The organism is Massilia sp. WG5 (assembly GCF_001412595.2).
Classification (GTDB): Bacteria; Pseudomonadota; Gammaproteobacteria; order Burkholderiales; family Burkholderiaceae_D; genus Telluria.
In genome coordinates this window covers 1,916,610-1,933,952 of record NZ_CP012640.2, presented here as the reverse complement: position 1 = coordinate 1,933,952, position 17,343 = coordinate 1,916,610, and the positions used below count along the sequence as shown (strand labels likewise).

Genomic DNA, 17,343 nt, shown 5'->3' with positions numbered 1-17,343 from the left:
CGCGAACATCGATTGAACATGGCCGATTGGCGCTTCAATCGAACATGCGCAATTTTGCAATTGCGTTACACTTAGGATATTTTTTTCTTAAGAGTAGCGAGTTCGCATGACCGGATCGAGTATCGACAGCACCCAGTTCCGACGCATCCTGTCCCGCAATGTCGCCATGCCGCTGGGCATGGGAGTGCTGAGCGCACTGGTCTTCGTCGGCATCATCGCCTACCTGATCAATGTGCTCAATTGGGTCGAGCATTCCGAGCGTGTGATCGGGCGCGCCAACGAGGTGAGCCGCATGTCGGCCGACATGGAAGCCGGCATGCGCGGCTATCTGCTGTCCGGCGACGATGGCTTCATGGCGCCCTACCTGGAAGCCAAGCCGAAGATCGACGCCGAACTGAATGCCCTGGCCAAGATGGTCGAGGACAATCCGACCCAGGCCGATCGCGTACGGCGCATCCGCCTCGCCCAGCAGGAATGGGAGACCTACGCCGAGGAAGCGATTGCGAAGCGCACGAAGAACGTCGACGTCGTCGAGCTGGTCAAGAGCGGCCGCGGCAAGATCCTGACCGACGAGGTGCGGCGCCTGTTCGCCCGCTTCATCGAGTCCGAGGAAAACCTGCTGCAGGAGCGTAACAGTTCCTCGCGCACCGTGATCGGCTGGTCGGTCGGCGCCTTCCTGCTGTTCAGCCTGACCGTGGCCGGCCTGCTGGCGCTGTTCGGCCGCCGCGAACTGATGGGTCTGTCGAGCGCCTACGGCGAAGTCCTGGCCCACGAAGCCGAGCACAATGCCCTGTTGCGCCACCAGGACTGGCTGCGCACCGGCCAGGCCGAGCTGGCCACCAAAAGCGCCAACCTGCACGAACTCCAGCCGCTGGCCGACGCCGTGCTGGATTACGTCACGCCTTACCTGGGCGGCGTGGTGGCCGCGATGTACGCGCGCAGCGACGACGGCACCCTGACCCGCATCGGCGCCTACGGCTTCGCGCACCAGGACCAGCATGCGCGGGTGATCCAGCCCAAGGAATCGCTGGCCGCGCAGGCCGCCAACCAGAACCGCATCCTGACCCTGCGCGAGCTGCCGCCCGACTATATCAAGGTCGGCTCGGGGCTGGGCGAGACCTCGCCGCGCGAACTGCTGATCGCGCCGATCTCGAATCACGGCAAGATCAAGGGCGTGATCGAGATCGGCTTCCTGCACGGCGTTCGCGAGCGCGACACTGAATTCATGGCGCTGATCGGGCCGGCGGTCGGCGCCTCGGTCGCCTCCGTCGTCTACCGCCAGCGCCTGCAGCTGGCGCTGGAAGAACAACAGGCCATGAACGAGGAACTGCAGGTCCAGCAGGAAGAGCTGCGCACCGCCAACGAGGAGCTGGAAGAGCAGTCGCGCGCGCTCGAGGAATCGCAGACGGCGCTGGAAAACCAGCAGGCCGAGTTGGAGCAGACCAACGAGCAGCTGGCCGAGCAGGCCGCGAACCTCGACCTGAAGAACACGGCACTGACCACGGCCCAGGACCAGCTGCGCGAGCGCGCGCTGGAACTGGAGCGCGCCAGCCGCTACAAATCCGAATTCCTGGCGAACATGTCGCACGAGCTGAGGACGCCGCTGAACAGCTCGCTCATCCTGGCCAAGCTGCTGGCGGACAACGCGGCCGGCAACCTGAACGACGAGCAGGTGCGCTTCGCCCAGACCATCTATTCGGCCGGCAACGACCTGCTGAACCTGATCAACGACATCCTCGATATCTCGAAGGTCGAAGCCGGCAAGCTGGAACTGGTGCCGGAAGAGCTGCCGCTGCGCCGCGTGATCGAAGGCCTGGCGCGCACCTTCGAACCGCTGGCGCACCAGAAGAACCTGGAGTTCTCGCTGACGGTCGAGCCGAGCGTGCCGATGGCGATCCACACGGACCGCCAGCGCCTCGAACAGATCCTCAAGAACCTGCTGTCGAACGCGGTCAAGTTCACCGCTGCCGGCCGCGTCAGCCTGACGGTCAGCGCCAACGCCGAGGGCTGGGTGCAGTTCGAAGTGCAGGACTCGGGCATCGGCATCGCGCCGGAGCAGCAGGACAAGATCTTCGACGCCTTCCACCAGGCCGACGGCTCGACCGCGCGCAAGTACGGCGGCACCGGCCTGGGCCTGTCGATCTCGCGCGACCTCACCAGCCTGCTGGGCGGCACGCTGACGGTGGCGAGCACGCTGGGCGAGGGCAGCACCTTCATGCTGAGCCTGCCGCGCAACGGCGCCGTCGCCGCGACGCCGCCGGCGCCCCAGCTGGTGCATGCGGCGAAACCGGTGCGTGCGCCGGCCGCGCCGGCGCTGCCCGCCGCCGAAGCAGCGCCGGTGGCGCAGCCGGCCGGCCCGCGCTTCGACGACGACCGCGCCGAGCCGGCGCTTGGGCGCCGCACCGCGCTGGTGATCGAGGACGAGCCGGAATTCGCGCGCATCCTGTACGGCCTGGCGCACGACATGGAATTCCGCTGCCTGGTGGCGCTGACGGCGGAGGAGGGCCTGGAGCTGGCGGCCGGCGAGAACCCGGACGCGATCCTGCTCGACATGCGCCTGCCGGACCGGTCCGGCCTGTCGGTGCTGCAGCAGCTGAAAGACAATCCGGCCACCCGCCACATTCCGGTGCACGTGGTGTCGAGCCAGGAGAACGGCGGCGAAGCCCTGCACTTGGGCGCGATCGGCTATGCGCTCAAGCCTACCTCGCGCGAACAGCTTGAGGACGTGTTCCGCAAGCTGAAGGAGAAGTCTTCGCAGCAGGTCAAGCGGGTGCTGCTGGTCGAGGACGACGAGCGCCAGCGCGAGAGCGTGGTCAGGCTGATTGCCGACAGCGACGTCGAGATCGCCGCCGTCGGATCGGGCGAGGAAGCGCTGAAGCTGTTGCGCACACAGATTTTCGACTGCATGATCATCGACCTGAAGCTGCCCGACATGCAGGGCAATGAGTTGCTGCAGGCGATGTCCCTGGAAGAACTCTGCTCCTTTCCGCCCGTCATCGTCTACACGGGCCGCAACCTGACCCGCGAGGAAGAAGCGGAACTGCTGAAATATTCGCGCTCGATTATCATCAAGGGCGCGCGCTCGCCGGAACGCCTGCTCGACGAAGTGACGCTGTTCCTGCACAAGGTGGAGTCGCAGCTCTCGTCCGAGCGCCAGACCATGCTCAAGAGCGTGCGCGGGCGCGACCGGGTGTTCGAGGGCAGGACCATCCTGCTGGTGGATGATGACGTGCGCAATGTGTTTGCCCTGACCAGCGCGCTGGAGCAGCGCGGCGCGCATGTGGAAGTGGGCCGCAACGGCTTCGAAGCCCTTGCCAAGCTCGATGAAGTGGAATCGATCGACCTGGTGCTGATGGACGTCATGATGCCTGGCATGGATGGCCTGGAGGCGACGCGCAGGATCCGGCAGGACGCGCGCTTCACGCGCCTGCCGATCATCGCGATCACGGCCAAGGCGATGAAGGATGACCAGGAACAATGCCTGGCCGCCGGCGCCAACGATTATCTCGCCAAGCCGATCGACCTGACCCGACTGTACTCGCTGCTGCGGGTATGGATGCCGACCATGGAGCGGATTTGAGTATCGATATCGAACTGCGGATGCTGGTCGAAGCTGTCTATCTCAAGTACAACTACGACTTCCGCGACTACACCGGCGCGTCGCAAAAGCGCCGCGTGCTGGCCGCCATGCGCGCGATGGACTGCGATACCGTGTCCGCGCTGCAAGCCCGGGTAATGCACGAGCCGAGCGCCTTCGCCCAGCTGCTGCAATTCCTGACCATCCCGGTCACGGAAATGTTCCGCGACCCCGACTATTATCTGGCGCTGCGCCGGCAGGTCGTGCCTTTCCTGAAGACCTACCCGTCACTGAAGCTCTGGGTGGCCGGCTGCAGCACCGGCGAGGAAGTGTATTCGCTGGCGATCCTGCTGCACGAGGAGGGCCTGCTGGACCGCAGCCTGATCTACGCGACCGACATCAACCAGGAGTCGCTGGAAGCCGCGCGGCGCGGCGTGATGCCGCTCGAGCGCATGCGCCTGTACACCGAGAATTACCAGAAGGCCGGCGGCGCGAAGGCGTTCTCGGACTACTACACGGCGGCCTACGGCGGCGCGCTGTTCGAGCGCTCGCTGGTGGAAAACGTCACCTTCGCCGACCACAGCCTGGCTACCGACAGCGTGTTCGCCGAAACCCATTTCATCAGCTGCCGCAACGTCATGATCTACTTTAACCGGCGCCTGCAGAACCGCGTGCTGGGCCTGTTTCACGAATCCCTGGTGCACCGCGGCTTCCTCGGCCTGGGCAGCAAGGAGAGCATCGACTTCTCCAGCTACGCCCAGCGCTTCGAACCGCTGGCCAGGCGCGAGCGGGTGTTCCGCAAGGTGGGCTCGTGACGGATACAGACCTGCAGACCGCCTTGGCCGGCCGCCGCATCGAGGCGGTGGTGATCGGCGCCTCCGCCGGCGGGGTCGAGGCCCTGGGCGCACTGCTGCCCAAGCTGCCGGCCGGGGGCCGCCTGCCGGTCTTCTGCATCCTGCATCTGCCGGGCGACCGCGAGAGCCGGCTGGCCGAGCTGTTCGGCGAGCGCCTGCCGCTGCCGGTCAAGGAAGCCGCCGACAAGGAAGCCATTGCCCCCGGCACCGTGTACTTCGCCGGCGCCGGCTACCACCTGTCCGTGGAGCGCGACTTCAGCTTCTCGCTGAGCTGCGAACCGCCCGTGCATTTCGCGCGCCCGGCCATCGACGTGCTGATGGAATCGAGCGCCGACGCCTACGGGCCCGGCCTGGTGGGCATCCTGCTCACCGGCGCCAACCACGACGGCGCGGCCGGCATGGCTTATATTCATGCGAGCGGCGGCCTGACCGTCGTGCAAGACCCCGATGAGGCACAGGTGGCCACCATGCCGCAAAGCGCCATCGACCGTTTTTCCCCGCACCTGATCCTGCCCCTGGCCCGCATCGGGGCGCTGCTGCCCATGCTGGAGACGAAAATATCATGAGCGCACAAGACCCAAGCAAACTGCTGATCGTCGACGACCTGCCGGAAAACCTGCGCGCGCTGGATGCCCTGATCCGCGACGGCCAGCGCCAGGTGTTCCAGGCTGCCTCGGGCGAAGAAGCGCTGACCCTGATGCTCGAGCACGAGTTCGCGCTGGCCATCCTGGACGTGCAGATGCCGGGCATGGACGGCTTCGAACTGGCCGAGCTGATGCGCGGCACGGAACGCACCCGCAACATTCCGATCGTGTTCGTCTCGGCCGCCGGGCGCGAGCTGAACTACGCCTTCAAGGGCTACGAACAGGGCGCCGTCGACTTCCTGCACAAGCCGCTCGATCCGGACGCGGTGCGCAGCAAGGTGAACGTCTTCGTCACCCTCGACCAGCAGCGCCGCGCGATGCGGTGCCAGATGGAAGCGCTGGAGCGCAGCCGGCGCGAGCAGGACGTCCTGCTGCGCGAGCTGAACAAGACCCAGGAAGAGCTGCAGCGCTCGCTGCGCATGCGCGACGACTTCATGTCGCTGGTGGCGCACGAGCTGCGCACCCCGCTGAACACGCTGTTCCTGGAAACCCAGATGCGCAGCCTGCAGCTCAAGCGCGGCAACCTGCCGGCCTCCACGCCCGAGCAGGTCGGCAATATGATCAAGCGCGACGAGCGCCAGATCAAGGCCATGATCCGCCTGATCGACGACATGCTGGACGTCTCGCGCATGAAGAGCGGCACGCTGTCGATCCGTCCGGGCAAGGTAGAACTGATGGGCCTGCTCGAGCGCGTCGTCAACGACCTGTCCCTGCAGGCCGCCGCGGCGAACACGACCCTGAAACTGTCGGTCCACAAGCCCGTCGAAGGCTGGTGGGACGAGTTCCGCATCGAACAGGTGATCGTCAACCTGCTGACGAACGCCCTGCGTTATGGCGGCGGCGGCACGGTCGAGGTCAACGTGCAGGAGATCGGCTGCAATGTGCGGATCGACGTGCGCGACTACGGCAAGGGCATCGCCCCCGACTACATCGACCGCATCTTCGAACCCTACGAGCGCGGCGCCAGGGCCGGCGAGCCGAAGGGACTGGGCCTCGGGCTGTATATCTCGCGCCAGCTCGCCACCTCGCACGGCGGGGAGCTGACCGTGCAGAGCGCGCCGGGGCAGGGCGCGACCTTCAGCCTGCTGCTGCCATGCACGGAGGCGGCGGTGCCGGCCGCGGCCGTTTCCGCCTGATCCTGCATTTCGCCACCGCCGCCCCGATAGAGAAAATCAATTGACCGAATCCGTTCAATTAATTTCACATTCACCAGTGTGCGGGTTATAGTACGCACCTAACGTTTTTTTAACCCCGAAAGAGGAGTTTTCATGTCCATCATCAACACCGAGATCAAACCGTTCAAGGCAACCGCTTTCCACGACGGCAAGTTCGTCGACCTGACCGAAGCCGACTTCAAAGGCACCTGGTCGGTCCTGATGTTCTACCCGGCGGACTTCACCTTCGTCTGCCCGACCGAACTGGAAGACCTGGCTACCTTCCAGCCGGAGTTCGCAAAGATGGGCGTGAAAGTTTACGGCGTGTCGACCGATACCCACTTCGCCCACAAGGCATGGCACGACACCTCGGAAGCCATCAAGAAAGTGAACTACCCGCTGATCGGCGACCCGACCGGCGTCCTGTCGCGTAACTTCGAAGTCATGATCGAAGAAGAAGGCCTGGCCCTGCGCGGCACCTTCGTGATCAATCCGGAAGGCCAGATCAAGGTCATGGAAGTGCATGACAACGGCATCGGCCGCGACGCATCGGAACTGATGCGCAAGGTCAAGGCTGCCCAGTACGTCGCATCGCACCCGGGCGAAGTCTGCCCGGCCAAGTGGAGCGAAGGCGCCGAAACCCTGAAGCCGTCGCTGGACCTGGTCGGCAAGATCTAAGTAGTAGCGCTAGGTGTAGGGTGGGCTCCCCGAGCCCACGCGTGGTACCAGTAATACCAGGAGCGTGGCCGCGAGGGGCGGCCGCTCTCCTTCCCCTCCGAAGAATGCCGCCCATTTACATGGGCAGGCCATTGAAGCAATGCAGGCGATCAAACTGGTCGATCTGCCGGCCCAGATTCACCACTTTGATTTGATTTAACTGGATGCGTCCGCATGTGCGTCGCATCGGCCTGAACACGTCTGAACACGTTTGAACGAAAAGGATAAGACCATGAGCGCTCTCGACAATGATATGAAGACCCAGCTGGGTGCCTACCTGCAACGCGTCCAGCATTCCTTCGAGATGGTGGCCTCGCTCGACGACAGCGACACCTCGAAGCAGATGCTCGACCTGCTGCAAACCATCCAGGGCCTGCGCGCCGACAAGATCACGCTGCGCACAGACGGCAACGATGCCCGCCGGCCGTCCTTCAGCCTGCAGCGCCTGGGCGCCGACACCAGCCTGCGCTTCGCCGGCCTGCCGCTGGGCCATGAATTCACCTCGCTGGTGCTGGCCCTGCTGTGGACCGGCGGCCATCCGCCGAAGGTCGAGCAGGACGTCATCGACACCATCAAGAGCCTGGACGGCGACTACGAGTTCGACGTCTACATGTCGCTGAGCTGCCATAACTGCCCGGACGTGGTGCAGGCGCTGTCGCTGATGGCGATCCTGAACCCGCGTGTCAAGACCACCGTGATCGAAGGCGGCGCCTTCCAGAAGGAAGTCGAAGAACGGCAGGTGATGGCGGTGCCGATGGTGTTCCTGAACGGCGAGATGTTCGGTTCCGGCCGCATGATGCTCGAAGAAATCGTCGCCAAGCTGGACAAGGGCGCCGGCGAGCGCGACGCCGCCAAGCTGAATGCGAAGGAACCGTACGATGTGCTGATCGTCGGCGGCGGCCCGGCCGGCTCGGCAGCGGCCGTGTATGCGGCCCGTAAAGGCATCCGCACCGGCATCGCCACCGGCCGCATGGGCGGCCAAGTGAACGACACCATGTCGATCGAGAATTACATCTCGGTGCTGGAAACCGACGGCCCGAAATTCTCCGCCGCGCTGGAAGCCCAGGTGCGCCATTACGGCGTCGACATCATGACCCAGCAGGAAGCCGCGCAGCTGATCGCGCCATCAAAGCCGGGTGAGCTGGTCGAGGTGAAATTCGCCAACGGCGGTTCGCTGAAGTCGAGCACCGTGATCCTGTCGACCGGCGCGCGCTGGAGGAACGTCAACGTGCCCGGCGAGCAGGAATACAAGAACGCCGGCGTGAACTACTGCCCGCACTGCGACGGTCCGCTGTACAAGGGCAAGCGCGTGGCCGTGATCGGCGGCGGCAACTCGGGCGTGGAAGCGGCGATCGACCTGGCCGGTATCGTCGAGCACGTGACCCTGATCGAGTTCGCGAACCAGCTGAAGGCGGACGCGGTGCTGGTCAACAAGCTGCACAGCCTGCCGAACGTGAGCGTCCACGTGAACGCCCAGACCACGGAAATCACCGGCGACGGCAAGAAGGTCAACGGCATCAGCTTCAAGGACCGCCTGTCGGGCGAAGACCGCCACGTCGAGCTGGCAGGCGTGTTCGTGCAGATCGGCCTGGTGCCGAACACCGAATGGCTGAAGGGCAGTGTGGAGCTGTCGCGCTTCGGCGAGATCGTGGTCGACGCCCACGGCCGCACGAATGTGCCGGGCGTGTTCGCCGGCGGCGACGCCACCACCACGCCGTTCAAGCAGATCGTGATCGCGGCGGGCGACGGCGCCAAGTGCGCACTGTCGGCCTTCGATTACCTGATCCGCATGCCGGTGGCGGTCGAAGCGGCCTGAGAGCGCTCTGGATTGCCTGTCCGGGTCGACCGGCTTCGCCAGGTAAGGGTCGAAGCCGGCTTCCCGGGTCCGCATCGGTGAGAGTTAGAGAGATTCTGAGTGGAAATCCTCTGTACGATAGAGATACGCGCGGCCTTGGTGGCCGCCATACTCGTCAACCGGGGATCCCATGAGCTTTTTTGAATCGATCAGAACCTGTTTCAGCAAGTACGCCACTTTCGAAGGCACGGCATCGCGTTCGGAGTACTGGTGGTTCGCCCTGTTCCTGGTCCTGGGGTCCGGCTGCTGCGGGGTGATCAGCGATACGCTGCAGGCGGTATTCAATATCGCGACCTTGCTGCCTTCATTGGCGGCCGCCACCCGGCGCCTGCATGACACCGACCGCAGCGGGTGGTGGCAGTTGCTGTATCTCGTTCCGGTGATCGGCTGGATCGTGCTGATCGTGTTCTGGACGCAGGAATCCCGTCCGAACCGCTATGCGGGTTCGACTGGTGCGTATGCTTGAAGGGAAAAGGAAAGGCGCGCCGACTCGTGATTGCTCAGAGTAGCGTCGCCCGACAAGCGCAAGGCCTGCCGCTGGGGATGAGGTGAGACTGCAGCGCCTGCAGCATCGATCAGTGGAAGAACATCGGCGCCATGCCGTTCAGCGCATCGGTTTCAACCAGGAACCAGGTAGCAAGGCTGATGAGGCCGACGTGGAGTGCGGTCCAGGTGGCAGGGAAGACGCGGATCATGATGAACCTCCGGATGAATGCTGGTTGCGAGAGAATATGCTTCCATCTTAGGTCGACTGCTGTTTGGCAACTATCGGCGAGAAATCCTTCGCATTGTAGGAATTCACCTTGTGACCCTGTATGAGTGCTTGCAGGAAGCTCTAGTGGAGCTCCTACGGTAACTGTAGGTTGCGTCCTATAGCAGTCCAGGCCGGCCAGATTTACAGTTGGGTCCATCATGACCCGACACGAACCCAAACTCCTGCACAAAGGCCTGCTTGCGGTACGCCGCAACACCATCCGCCGCCTGCTGAATACCGTCTTCGGTCTCCAGCAACTGCGCGACGGCCAGCAACGTGTAATCGACAGCGTCCTCGACGGCAAGGACACACTGGCGATCATGCCCACCGGCAGCGGTAAATCGCTGTGCTACCAGATCCCCGCCCGCATCCTCGAAGGGATGACCATCGTCGTGTCGCCCCTCATCTCGCTGATGAAGGACCAGCACGAAAAGCTGAACGAGATGGGCATCCGCGCGGTGCAGGTCAACAGCAGCCTGAACGCCGAGGAAGAGCGCGAGTCGCTCGCCGCGATTGCGGAAAACCGTTGCGAGATCGTGTTCTGCACGCCCGAGCGCCTGGTGATGGCGGAGTTCGTCGAGGTGTTGAAGGAAGTCAGGATCGCCCTGGTGGTGGTCGACGAAGCCCACTGCATCTCGCAATGGGGGCATGACTTCCGCCCGGCCTATCTCGAGATGGCCGGCGCCATCGAAGCGCTGGGCCGCCCGCCGGTGCTGGCGCTGACCGCCACCGCCACCGAGGACGTGATCGACGACATCGGCCGCCAGCTCAGCCGCCCGCGGATGAACGTCATCAATACCGGCGTGTACCGGCCGAACCTGCATTACCGCGTGCTGCAGGTGACCAACCCCGAGGAGAAACTCGAGCAGGCGCTGCGCCTGGTGCGCGAGACCGAAGGCAAGGGCATCATCTACGCCGCCACCGTCAAGTGCGCCGAAGAGATCTACCACCTGCTGCAGGAGCAGGGCGAGTCCGTCACGATCTACCACGGCAAGCTGCCGGCCGCCGAGCGCAAGCTGAACCAGGACCTGTTCATGGACGACGAGCGGCGCGTGATGGTGGCCACCAACGCCTTCGGGATGGGCATCGACAAGCCCGACACGCGCTTCGTGATCCACCTGCAGATTCCGGCCAACCTCGAATCCTATTACCAGGAATCGGGCCGCGCCGGGCGCGACGGCAAGGACGCCGAATGCACGCTGCTGTTCCTGCAGGAAGACAAGCGGGTGCAGCAGTTCTTCCTGGTGAAGCACTATCCGAGCGCGGATGAGATCCGCGCCGTCTACGACGCCGTGCGCGAGCTGGCCGGGAACGAAACCGCGACGCCCGAGCGCGTCGAGGACGTGGCCGGCGATCTTGCAGGCCACAACCTCACGGTCTGCCTCAAGCTGCTGAAGGATGCGAAGCTGCTGCGCCAGTCGCGCAAGCTGGCGTATAACGTGACGGCCCAGGAGCCGAAGGCGAGCCTGTTCGAAGCCATGGCCGCGGTCTACCGCCAGAAGCAGGAGCACGACAAGGAAGCGCTGGAGCAGATGGTGAGCTATGCCGTCAGCGGTTTCTGCCGCTGGAAGCTGCTGCTGGATTACTTCGGCGACGAGGTCGAGGGCTTCGAGAAGTGCTGCCGCTGCGATAACTGCCTGAATCCGCCGGCGGCGGTGCTGACGGAAGATATCGAGATCCACGACGACGAGTTCGACCGCGAGCCGGAGCCGGAACCCGATCCGGCGTCCTCGTTCGAGCCCGGCGCGCGCGTCAAGGTGCCGAAGTATGGCGAGGGCACGGTGGTCTCGATCGCTGCCGACCAGGTCTGCATCGAGTTCCCGGACGGCGAACAGCGGTCCTTCCTGAAGGACTTCGTGGAACACGTTTAAGAGGAGAGTGCATTGGGTGACATGGTCGTCGTAAGAAAGGAAGGGCTGTACTGCGTACCCGGCGATTTCTACATCGACCCCTGGCGGCCGGTAGACCGGGCCGTCATCACCCATGCCCATGGCGACCACGCGCGCTGGGGCCACCGCCATTACCTCGCCTCCGATGCGAGCGTGGGCATCCTGAAGTCGCGCCTGGGCGCGGACATCAATATCGACGGACTGGCCTACGGCGAACGCATCGTGCACAACGGCGTCGCCATCTCGCTGCACCCGGCCGGCCATGTACTGGGCTCCGCCCAGGTGCGGATGGAACACGAGGGCGAGATCTGGGTCGCTTCGGGCGACTACAAGGTCGAACCCGACAAGACCTGCGCGCCCTTCGAAGCGGTGCGCTGCCATACCTTCATTACCGAATCCACCTTCGGCCTGCCGATCTACCGCTGGGATCCGCAGCAGGAAGTATTCGACGACATCAACCGCTGGTGGCGCCGCAACGCGGATGAAGGCCGCACCAGCGTGCTCTACGCCTACGCCTTCGGCAAGGCCCAGCGCGTGCTGTCCGGCCTCGACACGGCGATCGGTCCGATCGTCTGCCACGGCGCGGTCGAGCCGCTGAACCGCGTCTACCGCGACGGCGGCGTGGCGCTGCCGCCCACGCAACTCGTCAGCGAAACCGGCAAGGACGAGATGAAGCGCGCCCTGGTGCTGGCGCCGCCCTCGGCCGCGGGTTCCACCTGGACCCGCCGCTTCGGCGACTACAGCGACGCCTTCGCCAGCGGCTGGATGCTGCTGCGCGGCGCACGCCGGCGGCGCGGCGTCGACCGCGGCTTCGTGCTGTCCGACCATGCCGACTGGCCCGGGCTGCTCGGCGCCATCGAGGCCACCGGCGCCCAGCAGGTGGTGGTCACGCACGGCTCGATCCCGGTGATGGTGCGCTGGCTGCGCCAGCTCGGGCTGGATGCGAAGGCCTTCGACACTGAATATGGGGACGAAGACGACGACGCCGAAGGTTCGGCCGCCCCGGAAGAAGGAGAGGCGCACAAGGGCCCGGCGCGCAAGGAGGAGGCGAAGGATGCGTGAATTCGCCCAGCTCTATGCGGACCTCGACGAGACCACCGCCACCAACCGCAAGCTGGAGGCGCTGCAGAACTACTTCGAGCATGCGGCCCCGGAGAACGCCGCCTGGGCCGTGTACTTCCTGGCCGGCGGCAAGCCGCGCCAGGCGGTGCCGAGCAGGCTGCTGCGCGAAGCCGCCATCGAGTACGCCGGCCTCGACGAGTGGCTGTTCGAGGAATCGCACGCGGCGGTCGGCGACATGGCCGAGACCATCGCCCACATCCTGCCGCCGCCGAAGCGCCACAGCGACATCGGCCTGGCCGTGTGGATGGAAGAGCGCATCGGTCCGCTGCGCGGCGCCGATCCGGCCGCCATCCGCGAGAAGCTGTTCGCGTACTGGGACGAGCTGACCTGGCGCGAGCGCTTCCTGTTCGTGAAGCTGATCGGCGGCGGCTTCCGGGTCGGCGTGTCGAAGCTGCTGGTGACGCGCGCGCTGGCGGCCATCGCCGCGGTGGACGCCAAGCTGATCGCGCAGCGCCTGATGGGCTGGACCGACGGCCGCGTGCGCCCGACCGGCGCCGGCTTCCTGCAATTGATCGCGGCCCAGTCCGAGGACGAGCACAAGCTGCGCGGCGGGCAGCCTTACCCCTTCTTCCTGGCGCACCAGCTGAATGGCGACCCGGCCGATCTCGGACCCTTGTCCGACTGGCAGGTCGAGTGGAAATACGACGGCATCCGCGCCCAGCTGGTGCGGCGCGGCGCCCAGAACTACCTGTGGTCGCGCGGCGAGGATTTGATTACCGAGCGCTTCCCGGAGCTGGCCGGCCTGACGCTGCCGGAAGGGACAGTGGTCGACGGCGAGGTGCTGATCTGGCTTGACGCCGACGCCCCGGCGCCGTTTGCCGACCTGCAGAAGCGCATCGGCCGCAAGACGCTCAGCAATAAGCTGCTGGCCGAGCTGCCGGCGGTACTGCTGGCCTACGACCTGCTCGAACTGGACGGCGTCGACCTGCGCGGCCTGCCGCAGCACGAGCGGCGCGCCTTGCTGGAGACCCTGGTCACCGGGGTGGCGAAGCCGCAGCTGCGCATCTCACCGCTGGTCACAAGCGATACCTGGGACGACCTCGGCGCCCTGCGCGCCGAGTCGCGCGCGCGCGGCGTCGAAGGGATGATGATCAAGGCCCGCAATGCCCAGTACGGCGTGGGCCGCACCAAGGATGTCGGCACCTGGTGGAAGTGGAAGATCGACCCTTACGCGGTGGACGCGGTGCTGATCTACGCCCAGCCGGGCAGCGGGCGGCGCGCTTCGCTGTACACCGACTACACCTTTGCCGTGTGGGACGGCGATGGCGAGCAGCGCCGCCTGGTGCCCTTCGCCAAAGCCTACTCGGGCCTGACCGACGCCGAGATCCGCCAGGTGGACGCCACCATCCGCAAGACGACGGTCGAGAAGTTCGGTCCGGTGCGCTCGGTGAAACCGACCATGGTGTTCGAGCTGGGTTTCGAGGGCATCGCGCCGTCGCCGCGCCATAAGGCGGGGATCGCGGTGCGCTTCCCGCGCATCCTGCGCCGGCGCGAGGACAAGCCGGTCGACGAGGCGGATACGCTCGATACCCTGAAGGGGCTGTTGCAGGGGCTGCCGGACGAGGCGGCCAAAGGACCATGAGCTCATGAGCAAGTCGCAGGCAGAGCAGGCCGTCGATGCCTGGTTCGCGGCGCGCGGATGGAAGGTCTTTTCCTTCCAGCGCGCGGTCTGGAAGGCTGCCCTGGCCGGGCAGTCCGGCCTGTTGCACGCGAACACGGGGGCCGGCAAGACCTACGCCGTATGGTTCGCGGCCATGCTGCGCGGCGCCAACCGTTCGCGGCGCGACCGCACCGGACTGCGCGTGCTGTGGCTCACGCCGATGCGCGCGCTGGCGGCCGACACCCAGCGTTCGCTGGAACTCGCGGCAGCCGAGCTGGGCGCCGCCAGCCCGGAGGCGATCGGCGCCTGGACCCTGGGCGCGCGCACCGGCGACACCGGATCGAGCGAGCGCGCGCGCCAGTCGAAGAACCTGCCGGGCGCCCTGATCACGACGCCGGAATCGCTGACCCTGCTGCTGTCGCATGCGGCCGCGCGCGACCAGTTCAAGCACCTCGACATGGTCATCATCGACGAGTGGCACGAGCTGATGGGCAGCAAGCGCGGCGTGCAGGTGCAGCTGGCCCTGGCAAGGCTGCGGCGCTGGAATCCGGGGCTGGTCGTCTGGGGACTGTCGGCGACCATGGGCAACCTGGAGGACGCGCGCAATGTGCTGCTGGGAACGGATGCCGACCCGTCGAAGGGTGTGCTGGTCGAGGGCGACCTGAAGAAGCAGATCGTGGTCGACTGCCTGATTCCGCAGAACGTCTCGCGCTTTCCCTGGGGCGGCCACCTGGGCCTGCAGATGCTGCAGCCGGTGATCGACGAGATCGACCAGCACGGCGCGACGCTGGTGTTCACCAACACCCGCGCACAGTCCGAGATCTGGTACCAGAACCTGATCGAGGCGCGTCCCGACTGGGCCGGCGTGGTGGCGCTGCACCACGGCTCGCTCGATCGCGAAGTGCGCGAGTGGGTCGAGAAGGGCATGAAGAACGGCGAACTGAAGGCGGTGGTCTGTACCGCCAGCCTCGACCTGGGCGTGGACTTCCTGCCGGTCGAGCGCGTGCTGCAGGTCGGCAGCGCGAAGAACATCGCGCGCCTGCTGCAGCGGGCCGGTCGCAGCGGCCACGCACCGGGACGGATCTCGCGCGTGACCCTGGTGCCGACCAACAGCCTGGAGCTGCTGGAAGCGGCCGGCGCCAAACGCGCGGTCGCCACCCGCCGCATCGAGGCGCGCCAGGTGCCGAACAAGCCGATCGACGTGCTGGTGCAGCACCTGGTGACGATCGCGCTGGGCGGCGGCTTCCGTTCGGAGGAGCTGTATGAGGAAGTCCGCAGCGCCTGGTCCTACCGGCATCTCACGCCGGAGGAATGGCAATGGGCGCTCGACTTCGTCGCGCGCGGCGGCCAGAGCCTGTCGGTGTATCCGGAGTACCGGCGCGTGCTGCCGGACGAGGAGGGCGTCTACCGCGTGCCGGACGCCACCATCGGCCGGCGGCACCGCATGAGCATCGGCACCATCGTCTCGGACGCGCAGATGCAGGTGCAGTACGTGAGCGGCGGGCGGATCGGCAGCGTCGAAGAGTCCTTCGTCGGGCGCCTGAAGCCGGGCGACCATTTTCTCTTCAGCGGCCGCATCCTGGAGCTGGTGCGGGTGCATGAGATGACGGCCTACGTGAAGCGCAGCAGCAGTACGAAAGGCGCGATCAGCCGCTGGGGCGGGACCAAGGTGCCGCTCAGCGCCGAGATGGCCCGCGCCGGGCTCGAAGAGCTGGAGCGGGCCTCGAAGGGGATCTTCGATGGCCCCGAGATGCAGGCCGTGCGGCCGCTGCTGGAAGTGCAGGCGCGCTGGTCGGCGCTGCCCACCGGCGAAGTGCTGGTGGTCGAAAGCATGAAGAGCCGCGAGGGCTACCACCTGTTCGTCTATCCCTTCGGCGGGCGCTCGGTGCATACCGGGCTGGCCTCGCTGGTCGCCTTCCGGGTCGGGAAGATCATGCCGTCGACCTTTTCGGTGGCGGTCAACGACTACGGCTTCGAACTGCTGTCGCCCGAGCCGGTCGACTGGCCGCGCCTGTTCGACGCCGAGCTGGGGAGCGGCGTTGGCCTGTTCGATACCGGGCGCCTGCTGGAGGACGTGCTCGACAGCCTGAATGCGACCCAGCTGGCGCAGCGGCGCTTCCGCGAGGTGGCGCGCATCGCCGGTCTCGTGAACCAGGGCTTTCCGGGACAGCGCAAGTCGATGCGCCAGGTACAGGCATCGAGCGCACTGTTCTACGAAGTCTTCCGCAAGCACGACAGCGGCAACCTGCTGCTGACCCAGGCCGAGCGCGAGGTGCTCGAGCAGGAACTGGAGCTGACCCGCCTGCGCGATACGCTTCGGGAGCTGCACGGGCGCCGGGTGTCCTTCCACGAGCTCAAGCGCGCCACGCCCTTCGGCTTCCCGCTGATGGTCGAGCGGTTCCGCGAAAAAGTCTCGACCGAGAAGCTGTCCGACCGCGTGGCGCGCATGGTGCGCGAACTGGAAAAGGCGGCCGCGGCATGAACGACCTGGCGTTTCCGGGCGCGCTGACGGCCGAACTCGGCGGCGAGCAGCTGGTCCTGCTGCCGCAGAAGGCGGCGTTCTGGCCGCGCGAGCGCATGCTCATCATCGCCGACATCCACTTCGGCAAGGCGGCGGCCTTCCGCTCGTTCGGCATCCCGGTGCCGAAAGGAACGACCACCGAGAACCTGCACGCGCTCGACGCGCTGGTCGACCTGACCGGCGCCCGGCACGTGCTCTTCCTCGGCGACTTCCTGCACGCGCGCGCGGCGCATGCGGCCAGCACCCAGGCGGCGATGCTGGCCTGGCGCGACCGGCGCCGCGAGCTGCTGTTGACGCTGGTCCGAGGCAACCACGACAAGCATGCCGGCGACCCGGCGGAACGGCTCGGCATCGAACTGGTCGACGAGCCCTGGACACTCGGCCCGTATTCCTTCTGCCACCATCCCGACATCGATGCGCCCGGCTATGTGCTGGCGGGCCACGTGCATCCGGTGTACGTGCTGGCGACCCGCTCCGACGCGCTGCGCCTGCCATGCTTTATTGCCGGGCCGCGGCGCATGATCCTGCCTTCCTTTGGCGCATTTACTGGTGGGCATGCGCTGAAGCCCGAGCCTGGCGAACGCATCTGGGTGAGCTCAGGCGAGGCCGTGCACAGCGTTCGCTAGCGCACCGAGCTATCGGGCACCGCGGCGTAA

12 protein-coding genes are annotated in these 17,343 nt (G+C 66.0%); all 12 read left to right on the top strand.

Going from position 1 to position 17,343, the window contains the following annotated elements:
* Positions 1–106 precede the first annotated feature (106 nt).
* The 12 genes from AM586_RS08605 to pdeM all read left to right on the top strand — a co-directional run bounded on the left by AM586_RS08605 (position 107) and on the right by pdeM (position 17,313).
* Complete coding sequence (locus AM586_RS08605; RefSeq protein WP_047823818.1) at positions 107–3,580, top strand: response regulator; 3,474 nt, start codon at positions 107–109, stop codon at positions 3,578–3,580.
* Positions 3,553–4,392, top strand: coding sequence for a protein-glutamate O-methyltransferase CheR (locus AM586_RS08600; protein ID WP_047823820.1), 840 nt, complete (start codon positions 3,553–3,555; stop codon positions 4,390–4,392). Before AM586_RS08605 ends, AM586_RS08600 begins: the two co-directional genes overlap by 28 nt.
* Complete coding sequence (locus AM586_RS08595; RefSeq protein ID WP_197416397.1) at positions 4,389–4,997, top strand: chemotaxis protein CheB; 609 nt, start codon at positions 4,389–4,391, stop codon at positions 4,995–4,997. Before AM586_RS08600 ends, AM586_RS08595 begins: the two co-directional genes overlap by 4 nt.
* A complete protein-coding gene (locus AM586_RS08590) occupies positions 4,994–6,211 on the top strand; it encodes a hybrid sensor histidine kinase/response regulator (protein ID WP_047823822.1) in 1,218 nt (405 codons plus the stop codon). The genes AM586_RS08595 and AM586_RS08590 overlap by 4 nt, the downstream gene beginning before the upstream one ends.
* A gap of 132 nt (positions 6,212–6,343) precedes the next feature.
* Entirely contained in the window at positions 6,344–6,907 is a 564-nt protein-coding gene (gene ahpC, locus AM586_RS08585; protein ID WP_047823823.1) for an alkyl hydroperoxide reductase subunit C, read from the top strand.
* A 271-nt stretch (positions 6,908–7,178) separates the two neighbouring features.
* Complete coding sequence (ahpF, locus tag AM586_RS08580) at positions 7,179–8,762, top strand: alkyl hydroperoxide reductase subunit F (protein WP_047824646.1); 1,584 nt, start codon at positions 7,179–7,181, stop codon at positions 8,760–8,762.
* A 169-nt stretch (positions 8,763–8,931) separates the two neighbouring features.
* A complete protein-coding gene (locus AM586_RS08575) occupies positions 8,932–9,267 on the top strand; it encodes a DUF805 domain-containing protein (protein ID WP_047823825.1) in 336 nt (111 codons plus the stop codon).
* Between the two features lie 446 nt (positions 9,268–9,713).
* Positions 9,714–11,426 carry an ATP-dependent DNA helicase RecQ gene (locus tag AM586_RS08570; protein ID WP_047823827.1) on the top strand — a complete coding sequence of 571 codons (1,713 nt, stop codon included), beginning with the start codon at positions 9,714–9,716 and terminating at the stop codon, positions 11,424–11,426.
* 21 nt (positions 11,427–11,447) lie between these two features.
* Entirely contained in the window at positions 11,448–12,506 is a 1,059-nt protein-coding gene (locus AM586_RS08565; RefSeq protein ID WP_047823828.1) for a ligase-associated DNA damage response exonuclease, read from the top strand.
* Entirely contained in the window at positions 12,499–14,148 is a 1,650-nt protein-coding gene (locus AM586_RS08560; RefSeq protein WP_047823830.1) for an ATP-dependent DNA ligase, read from the top strand. The genes AM586_RS08565 and AM586_RS08560 overlap by 8 nt, the downstream gene beginning before the upstream one ends.
* A gap of 4 nt (positions 14,149–14,152) precedes the next feature.
* The gene (locus tag AM586_RS08555; protein WP_047823832.1) at positions 14,153–16,648 is read left to right on the top strand and encodes a ligase-associated DNA damage response DEXH box helicase; all 2,496 of its coding nucleotides are present in this window, start codon (positions 14,153–14,155) and stop codon (positions 16,646–16,648) included.
* Positions 16,645–17,313: a ligase-associated DNA damage response endonuclease PdeM gene (gene pdeM / locus AM586_RS08550; RefSeq protein ID WP_047823834.1), complete on the top strand. Its 669-nt coding sequence runs from the start codon at positions 16,645–16,647 to the stop codon at positions 17,311–17,313. The genes AM586_RS08555 and pdeM overlap by 4 nt, the downstream gene beginning before the upstream one ends.
* Positions 17,314–17,343: the final 30 nt, after the last annotated feature.

Coding starts and splice junctions, on each gene's coding strand:
- pdeM (WP_047823834.1), top strand. CDS start 16,645: ATGAACGACCTGGCGTTTCCGGGCGCGCTGACGGCCGAACTCGGCGGC.
- AM586_RS08565 (WP_047823828.1), top strand. CDS start 11,448: ATGGTCGTCGTAAGAAAGGAAGGGCTGTACTGCGTACCCGGCGATTTC.
- AM586_RS08570 (WP_047823827.1), top strand. CDS start 9,714: ATGACCCGACACGAACCCAAACTCCTGCACAAAGGCCTGCTTGCGGTA.
- AM586_RS08560 (WP_047823830.1), top strand. CDS start 12,499: ATGCGTGAATTCGCCCAGCTCTATGCGGACCTCGACGAGACCACCGCC.
- AM586_RS08605 (WP_047823818.1), top strand. CDS start 107: ATGACCGGATCGAGTATCGACAGCACCCAGTTCCGACGCATCCTGTCC.
- ahpF (WP_047824646.1), top strand. CDS start 7,179: ATGAGCGCTCTCGACAATGATATGAAGACCCAGCTGGGTGCCTACCTG.
- AM586_RS08575 (WP_047823825.1), top strand. CDS start 8,932: ATGAGCTTTTTTGAATCGATCAGAACCTGTTTCAGCAAGTACGCCACT.
- AM586_RS08600 (WP_047823820.1), top strand. CDS start 3,553: ATGGATGCCGACCATGGAGCGGATTTGAGTATCGATATCGAACTGCGG.
- AM586_RS08590 (WP_047823822.1), top strand. CDS start 4,994: ATGAGCGCACAAGACCCAAGCAAACTGCTGATCGTCGACGACCTGCCG.
- AM586_RS08555 (WP_047823832.1), top strand. CDS start 14,153: ATGAGCAAGTCGCAGGCAGAGCAGGCCGTCGATGCCTGGTTCGCGGCG.
- ahpC (WP_047823823.1), top strand. CDS start 6,344: ATGTCCATCATCAACACCGAGATCAAACCGTTCAAGGCAACCGCTTTC.